This window comes from Leptospira ellinghausenii, from assembly GCF_003114815.1.
GTDB classification, from domain to species: domain Bacteria; phylum Spirochaetota; class Leptospiria; order Leptospirales; family Leptospiraceae; genus Leptospira_A; species Leptospira_A ellinghausenii.
Window position 1 is genome coordinate 126820 of the sequence record NZ_BFAZ01000010.1, and the last position, 17210, is coordinate 144029.

General features: G+C 40.5%; 12 protein-coding genes. 7 read left to right on the forward strand and 5 right to left on the reverse strand.

From position 1 onward, the window contains the following. Nucleotides 1–58: 58 nt before the first annotated feature. The 4 genes from DI076_RS17485 to meaB all read left to right on the forward strand — a co-directional run bounded on the left by DI076_RS17485 (nucleotide 59) and on the right by meaB (nucleotide 5578). Nucleotides 59–367 (forward strand): hypothetical protein, encoded by a 309-nt coding sequence (locus tag DI076_RS17485; protein ID WP_238761418.1) that lies wholly within the window; start codon nucleotides 59–61, stop codon nucleotides 365–367. Between the two features lies 1 nt (nucleotide 368). Next, nucleotides 369–2180, forward strand: a complete 1812-nt coding sequence (locus DI076_RS17490) for a methylmalonyl-CoA mutase family protein (RefSeq protein ID WP_108961137.1) — start codon at nucleotides 369–371, stop codon at nucleotides 2178–2180. A 1-nt stretch (nucleotide 2181) separates the two neighbouring features. Then, on the forward strand, nucleotides 2182–4320 hold the full coding sequence (scpA, locus tag DI076_RS17495) for a methylmalonyl-CoA mutase (RefSeq protein ID WP_108961138.1): 2139 nt from the start codon (nucleotides 2182–2184) through the stop codon (nucleotides 4318–4320). Between the two features lie 142 nt (nucleotides 4321–4462). After that, the gene (meaB, locus tag DI076_RS17500) at nucleotides 4463–5578 is read left to right on the forward strand and encodes a methylmalonyl Co-A mutase-associated GTPase MeaB (protein ID WP_108961139.1); all 1116 of its coding nucleotides are present in this window, start codon (nucleotides 4463–4465) and stop codon (nucleotides 5576–5578) included. Nucleotides 5579–5891: 313 nt separating this feature from the next. Here meaB and DI076_RS17505 read toward each other — a convergent pair whose 3' ends face one another. The 5 genes from DI076_RS17505 to DI076_RS17525 all read right to left on the reverse strand — a co-directional run bounded on the left by DI076_RS17505 (nucleotide 5892) and on the right by DI076_RS17525 (nucleotide 13371). Then, nucleotides 5892–6554, reverse strand: coding sequence for a response regulator transcription factor (locus DI076_RS17505; protein ID WP_108961140.1), 663 nt, complete (start codon nucleotides 6552–6554; stop codon nucleotides 5892–5894). Then, a complete protein-coding gene (locus DI076_RS17510) occupies nucleotides 6551–7789 on the reverse strand; it encodes a sensor histidine kinase (RefSeq protein WP_108961141.1) in 1239 nt (412 codons plus the stop codon). Before DI076_RS17510 ends, DI076_RS17505 begins: the two co-directional genes overlap by 4 nt. Before the next feature lie 42 nt (nucleotides 7790–7831). Continuing rightward, nucleotides 7832–8194: a PilZ domain-containing protein gene (locus DI076_RS17515; protein ID WP_108961142.1), complete on the reverse strand. Its 363-nt coding sequence runs from the start codon at nucleotides 8192–8194 to the stop codon at nucleotides 7832–7834. An 80-nt stretch (nucleotides 8195–8274) separates the two neighbouring features. Continuing rightward, nucleotides 8275–11478 (reverse strand): efflux RND transporter permease subunit, encoded by a 3204-nt coding sequence (locus tag DI076_RS17520; protein WP_108961143.1) that lies wholly within the window; start codon nucleotides 11476–11478, stop codon nucleotides 8275–8277. Between the two features lie 12 nt (nucleotides 11479–11490). Beyond that, entirely contained in the window at nucleotides 11491–13371 is a 1881-nt protein-coding gene (locus DI076_RS17525) for a hypothetical protein (RefSeq protein WP_108961144.1), read from the reverse strand. A gap of 106 nt (nucleotides 13372–13477) precedes the next feature. Here DI076_RS17525 and DI076_RS17530 point away from each other — a divergent pair, with 106 nt between their 5' ends. Genes DI076_RS17530 through DI076_RS17540 form a run of 3 tightly spaced genes read left to right on the forward strand, consistent with a single transcriptional unit; the run spans nucleotide 13478 to nucleotide 17203 of the window. Beyond that, nucleotides 13478–14137 (forward strand): MotA/TolQ/ExbB proton channel family protein, encoded by a 660-nt coding sequence (locus DI076_RS17530; protein WP_100727990.1) that lies wholly within the window; start codon nucleotides 13478–13480, stop codon nucleotides 14135–14137. A gap of 11 nt (nucleotides 14138–14148) precedes the next feature. Further along, complete coding sequence (locus tag DI076_RS17535) at nucleotides 14149–14790, forward strand: energy transducer TonB (protein WP_108961145.1); 642 nt, start codon at nucleotides 14149–14151, stop codon at nucleotides 14788–14790. 1 nt (nucleotide 14791) lies between these two features. Further along, on the forward strand, nucleotides 14792–17203 hold the full coding sequence (locus tag DI076_RS17540) for a fibronectin type III domain-containing protein (RefSeq protein ID WP_108961146.1): 2412 nt from the start codon (nucleotides 14792–14794) through the stop codon (nucleotides 17201–17203). The last annotated feature ends 7 nt before the right edge of the window (nucleotides 17204–17210 follow it).

The following is a 17210-nucleotide window of genomic DNA, read 5'->3' on the forward strand; positions in this document are numbered from 1 at the left end:
CTTTACACAGATATCATTCTCGAGATTTCATCAGATGGAAAGCCCGAGTGATCAGCCTATGAAACAAACACGACCCTTGTCTATCCTTTTCTTAATCTGTCTTTTGTGGACACAAACCTTATCTGCAAGAGAAGTCCCTTCTGGTGGAGAAATGTTGATAGATCTCATCGTTGCTCGTCCCATGGGACTTGCAGGAACTGTATTAGGAACTGCAGCATTTATCGTCGCATCTCCCTTCACTCTTCTCTCTGGAACTTTTTTGCAATCTGGAAGAAGATTGGTTGTATACCCTGCAAAATTCACCTTCACACGAGGGTTAGGCGACTTCCCTGGTTATATGGAAGATTACCAAATCGTAGAGGAATAAATTGAACGAATTTTTATTTTCAGATTTCCCTGAAGTATCCACTGAGGATTGGAAAAACCAAATCCTCAAAGACCTAAAAGGTAGTCCTTGGGACAAAGTGACCTGGGAAACAGAAGAAGGTTTTAAAATTGAACCGTTTTATCGCAAAGAAGACCTTCCTGTTTTGCCTAGAGTTTTCAAACGAAACCCTGGATGGAAAGTAACCGAATCAATCACATCTGAATCCGAAACAAAATCTGTAACAGAGAAAGGTGTTGATGCAGCCATCCTCATTTCCCACGAAGAAGCTGGAAAACAATATGGATGTAAAATCTCCTCAGCTTCCGATTTAGAATCTTTGGCAAAATCAGTGGGTGAGATTCCCCTCATTGTTTCTCTTGCCACAAGAACTCCAAAGTTCAGTGACAGTTTCAAAAAACTTACTTCTTCGCATAACACGGTACTCGGTGACTTTGACCCGTATGGTACGGCGCTTCTTTGTGGAGAACTTGGTTGTGAAAAAGAGAGTATCGGGAAAACCTTCCAATCCCTCTCGGGAACCAAAGGTTTTTCTGGAGTCGGAATTCATAGTTTGTATTTACGGGATTCTGGTGCTTCCATTGGCCAAGAACTTGCCTATTCCCTTTCTTGGGGTGTGGATTACCTAAACCGACATTTGGATGCGGGAGTGTCTGTCGAAGATGCAGCGTCAAACCTTTGGTTTTGGATGGGGATTGGTTCTGATTACTTCACAGAGATCGCCAAATTCCGCGCAATGCGAATCCTTTGGACTGAAGTTTTAAATGCATACAAACTGGGTCTCGGAGAAACTCTTCCAGCTCTTATCCTTGCCCAAACTAGTAATTTTCAATACACTGCATATGATCCCTACGTGAATATGTTACGTGGAACAACGGCTGCTATGTCTGCCGTAATTGGAGGTGCTGATTTTATCGCCGTTTCTCCTTTTGATTCCGAATATTCCACAAAACAAGAGTTAGGAAAAAGAATTGCAAGGAATGCACAACTCCTACTTCGTTACGAATCTTTCCTCGACAAAGTAGAAGACCCTGCTTCAGGTTCGTACTACTTAGAAGTTCTCACGAAAAAATTAGCGGAAACAGCTTGGGAGAAATTCCAAACTGTGGAAAAAGAAGGTGGGTTTGGTGCCGCTTTGAAACAAGGAACTATCCAAAAGGAAATCACAGCAAGAGCTTCCAAAAAACGAGAAGCCCTTGCGACCAAAAAAGAAATCCTACTTGGTACAAACCAATACCCACTCCCCACAGAACGGCATGCCGAACTAAAAGAATCAATGGCCGAAACAGAAAAACTCCTATCTTACTCAGAAAAGTCGACATACGAACGTTTGGTACCACTCAGACTTTCATATGAATTTGACAAATGGAGAAACAAAACAGACCTCCACGTAGCATCTGGGAAAAAAGCTCCAAAGGTATTTTTATTGACCATTGGGGACCTAACGATGCGAAAAGCACGTGCTGGATTTAGCTCCAACTTCATTGGTTGCCTAGGATACGAAATCATCGACAACCTGGGATTTTCTTCTGTAAAAGAAGGAGTTACCAAAGCAAAAGAATCGGGAGCTGAGATTGTAGTCCTTTGTTCGTCTGACGAAGAGTATGCGACCTACCTTCCTGAATTTGCAAAGGAAATGGCAACCCAACTTCCAAACGCTTGGAAACTACTAGCGGGTTACCCAAAAGACCTAGTGAGCCAAGCGGAATCTCTCGGGATAGACGACTTCATCCACATGAAACGGAACCTCACTCAGTTTATGGAAAAAGCCCAAACCAAATGGATCGGGAAATAACATGAAGAAACCAAATTTTGCAACGACTCCACTTTCATTTAGTGCTCCAAAACCAGACCCAAAGTCGATTTCACTTTGGCAAACGGCAGAAGGGATCTCCATCCAATCTCGGTACCAACCTACCGATTTAGAAGGTTTGGAACACTTAAACTATGCAGCGGGAATCCCTCCTTATCTACGTGGGCCATATTCCACCATGTATGTGAATAAACCTTGGACCGTCCGCCAATACGCTGGATTTTCCACAGCGGAAGAATCAAATGCCTTTTATCGTAGAAACTTAGCCGCAGGGCAAAAGGGTCTTTCCGTTGCTTTTGACCTGGCGACACACAGGGGCTATGATTCCGACCACGAACGAGTGGTGGGGGACGTGGGAAAAGCGGGTGTGGCGATTGACTCTGTCCTTGACATGAAGATTCTCTTCGACCAAATCCCTCTCGACCAAATGTCAGTTTCCATGACCATGAATGGTGCGGTCATCCCAGTGCTTGCATTTTATATTGTGGCGGCAGAAGAACAAGGGGTAACACGAGACAAACTTTCCGGCACCATCCAAAATGATATTTTGAAAGAGTTTATGGTGAGGAACACTTACATCTACCCACCAAAACATTCGATGAAAATCATCGCCGATATCTTTGGTTACACTTCTAAGTACATGCCAAAGTTTAACTCCATCTCGATCTCTGGTTACCATATGCAAGAAGCTGGTGCCACGGCGGATTTGGAACTTGCGTATACACTCGCTGATGGTTGGGAATACATCAAAACGGGGATAGCTTCTGGGCTTTCTGTAGATGAATTTGCACCACGCCTCTCTTTCTTTTGGGCGATTGGGATGAACCATTTTATGGAGATTGCCAAAATGCGAGCGGGCCGTCTGCTTTGGGCTAAAATCGTAAACCAGTTCCAACCCAAGTCGACAAAGTCTTTGGCTCTCCGAACCCATTGCCAAACGTCTGGATGGTCCCTCACAGAACAAGACCCATTCAATAACGTGGGTAGGACTTGTATTGAAGCTATGGCGGCAGCCCTTGGCCATACACAATCCCTTCACACAAATGCTCTTGATGAAGCGATTGCCCTTCCGACTGACTTTTCTGCACGGATTGCTCGTAACACACAGATTTACTTACAAGAAGAAACCAACATCCACCGAGTCATCGACCCTTGGGGCGGATCATTTTATGTAGAAAAACTTACAAATGATTTAGTCCATAAAGCATGGGATCTCATCACCGAAGTACAAAAATTAGGTGGGATGGCAGAGGCAATTGAGACGGGAATTCCAAAGATGCGCATCGAAGAAGCATCCGCCAGAAAACAAGCTCGTATCGATTCTGGGAAGGATGTGATTGTCGGAGTGAACCGGTTCCGTTTGGATAAAGAAGCTCCACTTGATATTTTAGACATCGATAATACTGCGGTTCGACTCGCTCAAATCAAACGACTCGAACAAATGAAAAAAGACCGTGACAACACTGCCGTTGAAGCTGCGTTAAACGCCATTACCAAATGTGCAGAAACAGGCAACGGTAACTTACTCGAACTCGCAGTAGATGCCGCACGCAAACGTGCTTCTCTCGGTGAAATTTCATATGCAATGGAAAAAGTATTCGGGAGGTATAAAGCTGTGATCAGATCCATCTCGGGAGTGTACTCCTCCGAAATTTCTGAAGACAAAGGTTATATCGAAGCACGGGGTCTTGCTGACGAATTTGCAAAACTCGAAGGCCGTCGCCCAAGGATCATGGTTGCCAAAATGGGACAAGATGGCCATGACCGTGGTGCCAAGGTGATCTCCACCAGTTTTGCCGATATGGGGTTTGACGTTGATATCGGGCCTCTTTTCCAAACACCTGCGGAAGTTGCCAAACAAGTAGTAGAAAATGACTGCCACATCCTTGGAGTTTCTTCTCTTGCGGCTGGACACAAAACCTTGGTTCCTCAAGTGATTGAAGAATTAAAAAAACTCGGCGCAGAAGATGTGCTCGTGGTAGTGGGTGGGGTCATCCCAGCACAGGACTATGATTTCCTCTACAAATCAGGTGCCACAGCGATTTTTGGACCAGGGACTGTAATTTCGGAAGCCGCAAAACAAATCCTCAATTTGTTACTCGGGGAACGAAGAGCCGCCTAACGCTGACAAGCCAAGTTCTGGTAAATTACCAAATCGAACAAAAGACACCGACATGTCGTAATGGCAGTCGGTGTTCGTTTGTTGTCTGACAAACAGGATTCATAATAACACCGAAACGTTCGTAAGCTTCACAGAGAATCAAATGGATCAGGAAAACAAAGACTCACAGAAACCAAATCGTTCAAGTGACAAAGAAGGACATAAGTCTGCCCTTTCGGTCAATCCTGGTGTTGCGGATGCTCCTGCTATTTCTCCGTATATCAAAGAACAACGGAAATCCTTATCAAAAAAAGAAACCTCAGCGGAATCCCTCGCCGAAGGAATTCTCGCAGGGAACCGAACTGCCCTCTCCAAAGCCATCACCCTTGTGGAAAGTAATTTAGAGGAACACAATGACAAGGCGCAAGCCATCTTAGAACTTGTGATGCCAAAGGTTGGAAACTCCATTCGCATTGGGATCACTGGTGTTCCTGGTGTGGGAAAATCTACCTTCATTGAAAGTTTTGGAAGTTTTATCCTCGAACAAAATCGAAAACTAGCAGTACTCGCCATTGACCCGAGTAGCCAAAGGACAAAAGGTTCCATCCTCGGTGATAAAACCAGAATGGAAGTTTTGTCCAAAGCAGAAAATGCCTTCATACGGCCTTCACCTAGCAGTGGTTCGCTTGGTGGAGTCGCACGAAAAACACGTGAAAGTATGTATCTCTGTGAAGCGGCGGGGTTTGATACCATCATCATTGAAACTGTGGGTGTGGGCCAGTCTGAAACCCAAGTCCATTCCATGGTGGATTTCTTTTTGTTACTCATGCTTGCGGGTGCGGGAGACGAACTCCAAGGGATCAAACGAGGGATTATGGAGATGGCAGATCTCATTGCCATCAACAAAGCCGATGGTCCAAATGAAGCTTATGCCACTCGGGCAAGAGCTGAATATGAATCAGCCCTCCACCTCTTCCCTGCACCCGAATCCAAATGGACACCTCGTGCCACCACTTGCAGTGGGTTAGGTGGAAAAGGAATCGACGAAATTTGGAATCTCATCCAAGACTACATCAGTACCACAAAAACAAACGGATATTATGCGAAAAATCGCGATGACCAAACCAAAACTTGGTTTGAAGAATCTTTGCGGGAAGCAGTTTTGGATCAGTTTTTTGCAAAAGAAGGGAAAAAAGAATCCATTGCCGTTTCAGAATCCAAACTGATGCAAGGTAAGTCCACACTGCTCCGTGAAATCAAATTCCTCTTAGGACAATAAAAAAACACCACCGTGATTAAACACGATGGTGTATTATAAGGTTATCATTCATTTAAAGGAAAAAGTCTGTGATTGGTTTTCAAAAAAAACCGAAACCAATGGTGGGACACTCAGTAAAAAGAATTGAGGAGAAACATCATCAAACAATAAATCCCGAACCAAAAGAAAATCCTTAAACCGTTCCAGATATAAGGATTCAATGGCTCTCTGTGACTCGTTTCATAAGGGTGAAATTCCAACTTACAGTAAGTATAGGTTATTGTTTTCGTTTCGTCTATCTACCAGATGGTATAAAAACAAAACCTCCCTCAAATCAGAAGATACCAAATACCCTCGCTTTTTTTAACATTTGGACCCTCGTATTCACCTGGAGTTTTTTGTAGATGGTTTTGATTTGTTGCCTGACAGTCCCGAGGGTTGTTCCAAACAATTGGGCAATCTGTTGGGGAGTATCTCCTTCAATGATGAGTTCTAAAATTTGCCTTTCCCTTGGGGATAAAACTTCTAATCCCAATTCCTTTTCTTTTTTAGGATTAGAGCCTAAACTAGGATTGTTTTCCGGTTTTCGAAAGGCTAACAATACTTTTGTGGCGATGGAAGGAGAAATCACACTCCCCCCTTCCAAAATTGTTTGGATGGTTTCCCAAAGTGAATCCAATTCGGACTTCCAGATATAACCTGATGCACCGAGTTTGATCGCAGCAAAGATCACATCATCAGTTTGTAAAGAAGAGATCACAAGACTTTTCCTCACATCAACAGTATGGTATTTTTTTAAAACATCGATACCACTGGCACCTGGGAGTCCAATGTCAAGAATCAATAATTGTAATTCTTGCTTAGGAGGATTTGAATCAAATGTTTCTGCAGAATTCCAAGTTGAAATGGCAAGTGTATCTCTTGTTTTTAATACACCAACTAACGAATCTAAATAGTCAGGATTGTCTTCAATGATGCCAATATGGGTTACATTCATAATTGGAATAATGTTTTAGGGATTTGCATTTTGATACGGTAAGGTGAAGGATTAATTTCTAATTGACCATTTAGGAATTGGATTCTTTGTTCAATCCCTTTTTCTCCAATTCCAATATTCCAAAATGATTCAGGAAGTGCAATGTTTACGTTTGGAGGCTGTGGATTTGTTTCCTTGAATTCTGTGACAAAATCTATGGAGATGGAATTTTCGCTTTCCTCTAAACGACAAATTGTTTTTCCACTGCCATGCCTTAAATCATTGGTACTGATTTCTTTAAAAATTTGTAATAAATGATGTGCTGTCTCAGGTTCTTTGATTGGTATCATCCGATCCTTAAGGGTTTCGCTTTGGATTACAATTTCCCTACCTAACATTTTATATCTTTTTTTAACTAGGAGTTGCAGACCATGGATAAGGGATTCTTGCAAAATTTCTCTCTGGTCTTCTTCTTTTACTTGGTTCCGCAAAGATTCTAATGCATCAGAAGAAAGTTCTTTGATTTTATGGATCACAGCAGTGGAAGTTTCTGCTGCATTGGACTCCAATGTTTGGCAGAGTAATACTAAGTCCGTGAGTTTAGAACCCAAACTATCATGGATGTCTTGGAAAAATGTCCTACGTTTTTCTTCGAGTAACATACCACGATACGCTGCGATGTAACGTGTTTGGAACCACCAATGGTTTAGAAAGAAAGAAACTAAAAAGAGTGGCACAATCGTAGACATCTCTCTCCATGTTTCATCTGGAATCAAAGAATCATTTTGGATGAAAACTCGTATCAAATAAATGCAAAAAACAACGGTCCATTCAATCATAAACTGCCAAACAAGACCTGGATAAAAAAATGAATTTGAACCAATGAGTGCAATGATGGTTAACCAATTCCTTGGATCAAAATAAGGGATTGTTGGATCATGAAAGCCAGTTTCGATTTCGACTAAGACCAAGGAAAAAAACAAAATTCGAACAAGTTTTGTGATATTGGCATTCACAGTTCGATAAAAAAAAGAAATCCCGACTAAACATAAACTGATGATGAGCTGTGAAAACGAAAGGTAACAATTCGTAAGATCAGCTTTTCCCCACTCCAAATAAACGCTATGAGCATAAGCAAGGGTGTAGGCGAATCCTAAAAAATACAGTTTGTTTAAGATTTCTGAGTAAACTGCAATTAAGGAAATTGGGTCAAATTGTTTGCCCAAAAGTTTGTGATAGACAACACGAATGTTCATAAGACTACCAATACTTTGTTTGGTAGAGAATGAAGATTTTCTTCATACTTCTAGTTTTTTGATGTGTTCCAATAGGAGTTTTTTGTCATCATCGAAGATTTGGTTGAATTCAAGCCCCACTTCATAAAAAGCACCTTCACCAAATTCTTCCAATCGAACTACTTTTGCCTTCGGGTACAAAACATATTTTACATCAGGGAATCGTAATTCCAATTCAAGCCTTGTTCCCATAGGCATCGGTTCCTTGGTCCGAAAGAGGAGTCCACCTTCCGAGATGTCTTGTGAGTCCCCTTCCCCTTTGTCGCTAGGCAAAAACTGAGCTGAACCAGCACCTGATTGGATCACACGGTAGGTGAGATGGACTTTTTCAGAGATACGATTGTAAATGCGGCGTTCGCTAGACATGAATGCTAGAGAACACCGAAATCAATGTTTGGGCAAGTTTAAAATGAAAATCTCACCCGCATCTAAGGGTGAGATTTCTGTTATCCTTCTAAATCCTCTGGTCGGATTTCGTAATCTGGACGGAAGGCTCCTTCAATTTTCTCTCTGAGCCTATCGATGTATCCAAAAACGGCAGGTACTACGATGAGTGTGATGAGAGTCGATAGGATGAGTCCACCAATGATGGCAATCCCCATTGCAGTTCTCGATTTAGAGGCTTCACCAATCCCAAGTGCAATTGGCAATGTCCCTGCAATCATTGCAAGGGATGTCATAAGGATTGGTCTCAATCGTTTTGCACCCGCATCAAAGATGGCATCGTTTCTAGACATACCATGTTCTTTCATAGCAAGCATCGCATGGTCCACAAGTAAGATGGAGTTTTTAGCAACAAGACCCATTAGTAGGATGAGTCCAATCATACTAAATAAGTTTAACATCTCGCCAGTTAAGGCGAGTGCAAAAAAGGCACCCGATATAGCAGGTGGAATGGCAAACAAAATCGTTATCGGTGTGATAAATGACTCATAAAGAGAAGCTAACACAAGATAAATGAAGATAAGCGCCATCCCAAAGGCAAGGACGATGTTTTGTAACAACTCTTTGAAGTCTTCAGATTGTCCCACAAAGGAATACGTAATGCCAGGAGGTGGTGGTAATTTTTCCTTTAGGATTTTGACTGCGGATTCAGAAGCCGATGCAATGGCACCACCTGGTGCCAGGTTTGCATTGATAGGAACAACCCTCGATCTGTCTTCACGAATGATCCTTGCTGGAGAGGAACTTTCTTTACCATCGGCAATTGCACTTAGAGGAATGAGTTTGTTTTGAATGTTTGGCACTCTTGTTTCATAAAAAGACTTACGTAAATTTCGTTGGTCTTCTTTCAGACGTAACCGCACATCATATTCAATTCCATTTTCCAGGTATTTGGCAACCTCTCCCCCTTCGATGTGGTAACGAAGTTCTGCTCCCATCACCCCTGCAACCACACCAACGGTTTGCATTTTTGCACGATTTGGTACAACTTGGAATTCTGGTTTACCTGTTCTGTAAGTTGTGTCCACATCAGTTAGGTCTGGAATTTTTCTAAGTTCATCCATTACCTTAAACGAATAGCTTTCCAAATCTTTTAAATTTTCCCCTTTTAAGTTAAGGTTAAATGGATATTGTACCCCACCACCAATCGCAGAATAATCGTTAACCTTTGGTCTTGCATGTGGATATGCTTTTAGAAAATCTCTGATCTGGTCTTTTACATCTGCCGTTGTACGTTTGCGGTATTCAGAAGGAAGTAAGGCAACGCCGATCGTAGCGATATTGGATTCTCCATCACTATTCCCCACAACTGTTGCCAATAATTCTAACTCGGGAATGTTTTTGATGATTTCATTTTGGATTTGTTCTACCACTTCAGAAGTACCAGTTAAGGAAGTCCCCGGTGCCATTTCCACATTCACCATAAATTCACCTTGATCGTTTGCAGGAAGGAAGGTCTTTTTCACAAAGGCAAGAGAGAAGATACTTGTGATGAGTGTAAGAATTGTAAGTAAAATGACTGCCCAAGGTTTTTTTAAGGCAAACTTCATAATGATTGCGTACATTCTGTCCAGGAAATCTTGGAACTTATCAAAATTACGGAGAACAAAATTCTTTTCTTTGTGAATGTCAGTTTTCCCTGCAAAATAAGCAGATAACATTGGTGCAACTGTAAGACCATCAAAAAGAGAAATGATCATGGCAAAGACAACTGTGAGTCCAAACTGTTTGAAAAACTGACCTACTATTCCCGATAAAAATCCAATGGGAAGGAAAACCGCAATCACGGTAAGAGAGGTTCCAATTACCGCCAAGGTTACTTCTTCTGTTCCTTTTCGGGCAGCAACAATGACCGATTCCCCTTCTTCTAGTTTACGGAAAATATTTTCCCTAACCACAATCGCATCATCAACCAAAAGACCAACCGCAAGTGATAAGGCAAGAAGTGTCATCACGTTCATGGTAAATCCCATGGCATACATAATGATAAAGGCACCTAACATTGAGTTAGGGAGTGCCATACCAGTGATGATGGTAGAACGAACGTTTCCGAGAAAAAGATACACAACTAAAACAGCAAGAAAAATCCCTAGAATAATGGCGAGAGTTACATCTTCAATGTTAGCTCGGATCCATTTCGAGCCATCTCGGATGAGGATGACTTTCGGAGTGCCCTTCATATCTTTGATTTGGTCATTGATGGTATTAATTTTTGCTAAGATACCATCCGCTACTTCAACGGTGTTTGCTCCCGATTGTTTGTAAACATCTAAGAAAAGAGCTGTTTTTTGAACTCGCTCTTTTTTCGGTGCTTCGTATTTGAATAATAATTTTCCAATGATAGAAGGTTCTTCGTGTTCTTCGGTATTGATAGGAGCATACAATAATCCACGAGTCTGTCGGTCTTGTAATGTGTCTTTGACTTGGCCAAGGTCTTTGACAAGTACCCCTCTACCAAATTCACCACCAAACGAAACAACTGTGTTCTCAATTTGAGATAAGGATTCGTATTTTGCTACCGTACGGAAAGAAGTTTCCTTTTCTCCACCTTCTACTTTTCCTGCAGGGATGTTCACACCAGAATTTTTGATTTGGTTCCCAATGGCAATGGCAGGCACTTGGTAGGCATTTATTTTATTGCGATCAAGTTCGATATGAATCTCACGGCGAGCTCCACCGATAATTTTCACGGCACCAACATTATTCACTTGTTCTAACTTGGTTTTGATTTTTTCTTTTGCTAAATCGTACAACTCACCTTCTGGTAAATCCGCAAATAAAGAGATCCGCATAATGGGTTGGTCTGATGGATCAAACCTCTGTACGAGAGGTTCTTTTGATGATTCAGGGAAAAGTGGTTTGACCCTTGCTGTTTTATCGCGTACTTGTTGTTCGGCATATTTGATATCAGTGGTCAAACTGAACTCAGCAAAAACGAGAGAGATCCCTTCTTGGTTTCGAGAAGTAATCCTTTTAAGTCCAGAGATGGAACTGAGTTCCTCTTCCAAAGGTTTGGAGATAGAAGTCTCAATCTCTTCTGGGCCTGCTCCAGGGTACACAGTGGACACCACAACAAATGGGATGTTGATATCCGGGAATAAATCCACACCGATTCGTTTTAAGGAAATGTATCCTGTGATCACCATGATGATCACGAGGGATGAAATGAAAATGGGGCGTTTGATCGAAAATGAAGCAATACTCATGAATTTTTATCTCTATTGAAGCAGTTTGTATTCTTGTAAACAAGCTGTACCAGAGCTCTCTCTGTAAGTAGACAGCAATGTTGACTTACTGTTCAACATTTTTGTGCGATTTTCAAATTTTTCTTCAACAAAACTATCAGGACAAATATCACTTAATAAGAGAACGGAATCAAAATTTGTCCAATCTTTCCATCTGTATTTGTTGTCATTTCGTACCATCCCCTCTTTGTAGGTGCGAAGTTTCATCGCCAGATCAAAATCGGAGGCTAAAACTCGCCCTTTTGTATCGTATTTTTCTGTAAAATGGAAGGCATTGATGAGGATGTATTTTTTATTGGGAGTCACATGTTCGGCAATTTCTCTTGCAGGTTGGAAATCACCTGCATTCATCCCTCGGTAACAGAACATTTTGGTCTTATAAAATTTTCCAGAAAGAATCCCTTGTTCGTAAACCGAATTATAAAATACAAAACTAGTTGTGAGTAGGATCACTGATATGGAAGTGATCCTTTGAAAATTATGATCCGCTAAATGATAGAGTCGTAAAATCCACAAAAAACCCACTAGACCAATCGCAGGGATAAACTGGAGAACATGCCTTGGTTGTTTGTTCCCAGTGGTAAGTTCCAAAATCAAAAGTTCTAAAAATAGAATAAAAGTACCTGCTACAAGTGGGTCTTTGATTTTATTCCATATTGTTTCTTTCGTACGAACAAGAAAATATAACAAAGACAAGGTGGAAAATAATACCAAAGTTCGGAATCCCCAAATGAAATCAAAAACTCCAGGAACAGATGGGTCTTTTCCTGGTTCCGTCCAAAGGGTCAGGAAAAAACTTCTTGTGTAAGCGTTTACAATCATCTGTGCATCGATAAGAGCATTCACTCTATCTGGATTTAAAAATAACCATAAAAATGCAGGGAAAATTGCATAAGCCCAAAGTACAACGGCTGTTTTTGGGAAGATTTTCTTCATAGCATCGCGATTTCGGAATAAATAAACTGAAAGATCAACAAACAAAACCAAGGTGATCCCAAACATAAACTGTTTGAATCCTTTTTGATTCAGATTGATTTTGGTGACTACTCGTAACACAGGCAAAGAGAATACCATGAGTACAACAAATACTAGGTATAAAAGTCGAATTCCTTTTGCGTAATGTTTTAAGAGATAAAGGATAACTTCTTTGTATTTACCTGGGGAACGAATGAGTTCATAGGCAAAACATGCCATAAAGAATAAAATCCCATATGGATATTTGGTGAAATAAAAACCAAATAAGGAAACAAAAATCATCCATTTGGTAGTGCCATCAATCTCAAGTTCTCGGTTATCTGTATCATACAAACGGTAAATCGCATAAACAGAGAGGAGTAAAAAAAACATCGATTGGGTTTCCAACATAGAAGACAAAGAATACGCAGGCACTTCTACAGTTTGGATGGTCAGGATAAAAATGAGGGATGAAAATAGTCCTGACCAAAAAAGAGATTTTGTCATCCGAAACGATGTATACACCAAACCTGGATACACTAAGATCAAAAAGAAAAGTCCAAGAAAACTATCTCGATAGGTTTCATAAGCATCAATTGGTAAATACAAAGTAACAAATGTTAGAAGCGAACGTAATGGAGGCCAAGTGGGGCTTTCCAGAAATGGCATCATGCCATAAAACCAATTTCCATTTCGAAAATCGACGTACTGGTCCAGGACTTGGTTCAGTCGTATGTTTTCATCCCAAGACAAAAAATCTTTATTGGGACAAATTTGGAGGAAGGCCTCCCAAGATTTTGTAGCATAGAACACGACGAGAAAAACGCCGAAACCGATGAAAAGAACCCCAAAACTGTTCAGAAGAATGTTTTTTGCCTTCATACCAATCCTTGGAATCATTCTTTCTTTGGGGTGGAATTGGGATCAACCGAAGTATTTTTTACGCAAATTTTCTCTTTGATTGTTGTCCAAGGGATTGGATTCTGTCCGTTAGAAGGTTCAAAAAATGCAAGATTTCGTAGACATTGGTGAAAAAATCATCTTTCTCGTGATGTTATTCGCGAGTATCCTCGCCATTGCTGTTTTCATCGAAAGGTTAATTGTTTATAAACGCAATTTTAACAAAGAATCTGAATCACTTCTCGATTCACTCACACTTCTGATTCGCCACCGTGATCTAAAAGGTACGGAAAAACTACTCGAAAGCCATCCTATGGAAAATTCTTATACACGATTCATTCATTTTGTTTTGGAACGTGAAAAAGAAAATCATAAAGGTTTATCGGAACTCATGGAAGGGAAAATTCTAAAAGAACGACTCAGTTTAGAAGAAAGACTTCCGATTCTAAACACTCTTGGGAACAACACTCCCTTCATTGGACTTTTGGGAACTGTGCTTGGAGTCATCAAAGCATTTTATGGTTTGGGTACTTTAGGTAACTCTGGTGCAGAAGTGGTGATGCGTAGTATTTCCACGGCCCTACTTGCTACTGCTGCTGGTCTTGCTGTTGCGATTCCTGTTGTGATGGCCAATAACTACTTCACTCGTAAAATGAAACTGGTATTAGGACAATTAGAAATTCTTTCGAAAGAGATCCATGCAAGTTTTATCACAAGTGGGAAACACAACCAATCCTCTAGTTCCACTCCCAACATTCACCACTAAATACTGGTTATATGAATTCATTTACATTATTTTTACAATACAAACTCAGGCGGTTCGGTCTTTTCCGAGCCAGCTTATTTGTTTCTGTGAGTTTACATGTATTTTGTTATTTGGTATATTTTATTCTAACATTGCCAAGTGAAGCTGCGTTTCAAGAAACTTCAATGGAAGATGTGGATGTATCCTTTGAAGAAATTCCACCAGAACTCATTGGTGGAACTTCAAGCCCCGCTCCCGTCGAAAAACAAGAATGGGTAGAGGGATCGAATAAGGATGCGGAAGACAAACCCGATAATTCAGACTTAAACCCAAACCAACTTTCAGGGAATGGTACAGACAAAGATGGATTTTTGTTTTCATTTAATGGTGACAGGCCTCCCACACCTATCATTGATTTTGATCTAAAAGCATATTTCCCTGAAGCAGCAAAAGCTGCGAACATTAGCCAAAAGACAGTTGTAGTTATGGTGCAAGTTGACGAACAAGGTGTACTCCAAGGAGTCAAAATTGTTTCGGGACGAGCGGGATATGGGTTTGATGAAGCTGCGATTAAAATCATCCAACGTGCAAGGTTTACACCTGGTTATGACAAAGGAAAACCAACTCGGATGGCTCATAGATTGCCCATCAGTTTTGATTTAGAAGAGGATTAAGATGTTCCGGAATACAAAACAAAAAATTGCAATTGGTACTTTATTATTCATTGTTGGACTAATCGTTGTTAGTTTTCAAACAAAACCAATTACAGGGAAAACAGAAACCAAATCTTCTTTAAAAAAACCAGGTCTTACTCCAGACCCATTTGCTTTATACCAAAGTATTCCTCCCTTTACTTCCGATATTTCCCCATCAGATTTACCTTCCAATATCGACTTTAGTGCAGACTTTCCTACACCAATGGACCAAGGCACAGGGAAAGATAACGTAGGATTTACAGTTGGTTATGGCCTTATTTCGTATTTAGAAGCCGGAAAAAAGGGGATTCGCAATCTATCTTCAATTGGTCCAAATTCTGCGAATGGACAAAAACTTCTGTATTCCGCAAATTTCATTTATAACCAATTGAACAGTGGGAAAGACCAAGCAGTTTCCCTACTTGATGCCTTGGTTCTTGCAACGAGTAGAGGATCTGTTCCCATTGAACTCATGAATGAATCAAGTAACAATCTGAGGGTTCGACCAAAAGCAAACATTGTAGAAATAGGACGAAAAGCAAGGCTTGGGCGAATTTTTAAAATTGAACCTCACGACCTCTCTTCCATTAAACTTGCATTAGCTGAGAAAAAACCAGTTTTAATTGGATATTTGGTTTATGAAAATTTTCTAGATCCAAAACCAGATGCCATTTTCCAACAAGGGAATGGAGAAGTTTTAGGAGCACAATCCCTTGTAATTTTGGGATATAATGACAAAAAGAAAGCGTTTAAAGTTTGGAATACTTGGGGAACCAATTGGGGGGACCAAGGGTATCTTTGGATCTCTTATGATAGTTTCCCAAAACACACCAAATCGATTTATGTTGCGAATCCTTCAGAGGGAAACCAATTACTCACAGAATCAAAATTGATGAATGAATTGGAGTCATTGGAATTTGGTGAACATAATTTATTCCCACCGAAAGAAGTTTATGCATCCCGAGGGGATTTTTCTGATCGGATTAGAATCTCATGGTCGAGCGAAAAACGAGCTATTGGGTACGAAGTGTACAGAAAACGTAAAATTGATACGAAATACCAACTTGTAGGACTTTCCAAACAACCCTATTTCGATGATTTTGGTGTTCAAAAGAATACTGCCTACCATTACAAAGTCGCTAGCTTGGATGAAAATTATTTATCCAAACCTTCCATTGATTCAAACGATGGTTATGCGTCAGAGCCAACAAAACCTGCAGGCATTTTACCTGTCACGAATTTAAGAGCATCTGTTGCTCCAACGAATGACCGTATCCTATTGGAATGGGACAATCATTCCATTCCTACTACTTATATTGTCTACAAATGGAACGCAATGGCACGGATTTTCCGCTTTTTAGGAAAAACTGAAAAAAATTCTTACACGGATTTAAAAGCCAGTCGTAACGGTGACAACGAAATTTACCAAGTTGTTCCAGAACGAAACCAATTAGAAGGAGAATCCAGTTATTACGTATCTGCGCATTTAGATCCTTCTGAGGTTTTAAAACCCAGACCTGAACATTTCACCGCTTCCAAAGGATTGTATCCAGGTGTGACCGTCTTACAATGGGAAGGTTCTCCAAGTGCAACAGCTTACCATATCTTTCGAAAAACAAATGGTTCCTGGAAGCGCATTGCCAAAACCACAGATTTACTCTACAAGGACCATGAGCCATCTGAAAAAGAATCCTTTTATGCAGTCACAGCAGAATTCGAAGGGGAATTGTATAGTTTCCCATCTGAACCAGATATAGGATATGCATCACTAGTTGCAGGGAGGTCTTTAAGTGTAAAGGCTCCTGAATTATCAATTACAGAAAATCGTAAATCTGGTGAACTCTGGTTTAGTTGGAATGTAATTCCAAAAGTCACTTCTTATAAAATTCTGATGAGAAAAAAGAATGAAGAAGACTGGAGTCTTGTCAAAGAAACTTCAGAATCTAATTTTAAATTACAAAATCTTTCGAAAAATCAATTTTATTTTTTTGTGATTCAATCTGTGCAAAAAGGAGTTGGGGAAAGTTTGTATTCCTCTCCTGTCACTGCTGTTTTATCGGAAACTGTTCCCGATATTAAGAAAGTAAAAACTTTTGGCGAATCCGCCATACAGAAGTTTATCGGGCCTTGGACCGCTATGTATTGGGATGGAAAAAACAAAGTGAAACCAGTTCGATTGACCATCGAAGCTGAAGACGCTGAAGGGAACATTGTCATGAAATGGAATGACAATCCAATCTTTCGTGGCAAAAATATTGTAGATTCTGATTTAATTGAAGAAAAAGGAAAATGGAAAATTAAACTATCTCCAAACTATGAATCTTTATCAGGTGAATTTGAAGACAAAGGTTTAGTCCCAGAAAAAAGCCAACTATCATTTATCCGTGAATAAACGATAG

Coding starts and splice junctions, on each gene's coding strand:
- DI076_RS17485 (WP_238761418.1), top strand. CDS start 59: ATGAAACAAACACGACCCTTGTCTATCCTTTTCTTAATCTGTCTTTTG.
- scpA (WP_108961138.1), top strand. CDS start 2,182: ATGAAGAAACCAAATTTTGCAACGACTCCACTTTCATTTAGTGCTCCA.
- meaB (WP_108961139.1), top strand. CDS start 4,463: ATGGATCAGGAAAACAAAGACTCACAGAAACCAAATCGTTCAAGTGAC.
- DI076_RS17505 (WP_108961140.1), bottom strand. CDS start 6,554: ATGAATGTAACCCATATTGGCATCATTGAAGACAATCCTGACTATTTA.
- DI076_RS17510 (WP_108961141.1), bottom strand. CDS start 7,789: ATGAACATTCGTGTTGTCTATCACAAACTTTTGGGCAAACAATTTGAC.
- DI076_RS17515 (WP_108961142.1), bottom strand. CDS start 8,194: ATGTCTAGCGAACGCCGCATTTACAATCGTATCTCTGAAAAAGTCCAT.
- DI076_RS17520 (WP_108961143.1), bottom strand. CDS start 11,478: ATGAGTATTGCTTCATTTTCGATCAAACGCCCCATTTTCATTTCATCC.
- DI076_RS17525 (WP_108961144.1), bottom strand. CDS start 13,371: ATGATTCCAAGGATTGGTATGAAGGCAAAAAACATTCTTCTGAACAGT.
- DI076_RS17530 (WP_100727990.1), top strand. CDS start 13,478: ATGCAAGATTTCGTAGACATTGGTGAAAAAATCATCTTTCTCGTGATG.
- DI076_RS17535 (WP_108961145.1), top strand. CDS start 14,149: ATGAATTCATTTACATTATTTTTACAATACAAACTCAGGCGGTTCGGT.
- DI076_RS17540 (WP_108961146.1), top strand. CDS start 14,792: ATGTTCCGGAATACAAAACAAAAAATTGCAATTGGTACTTTATTATTC.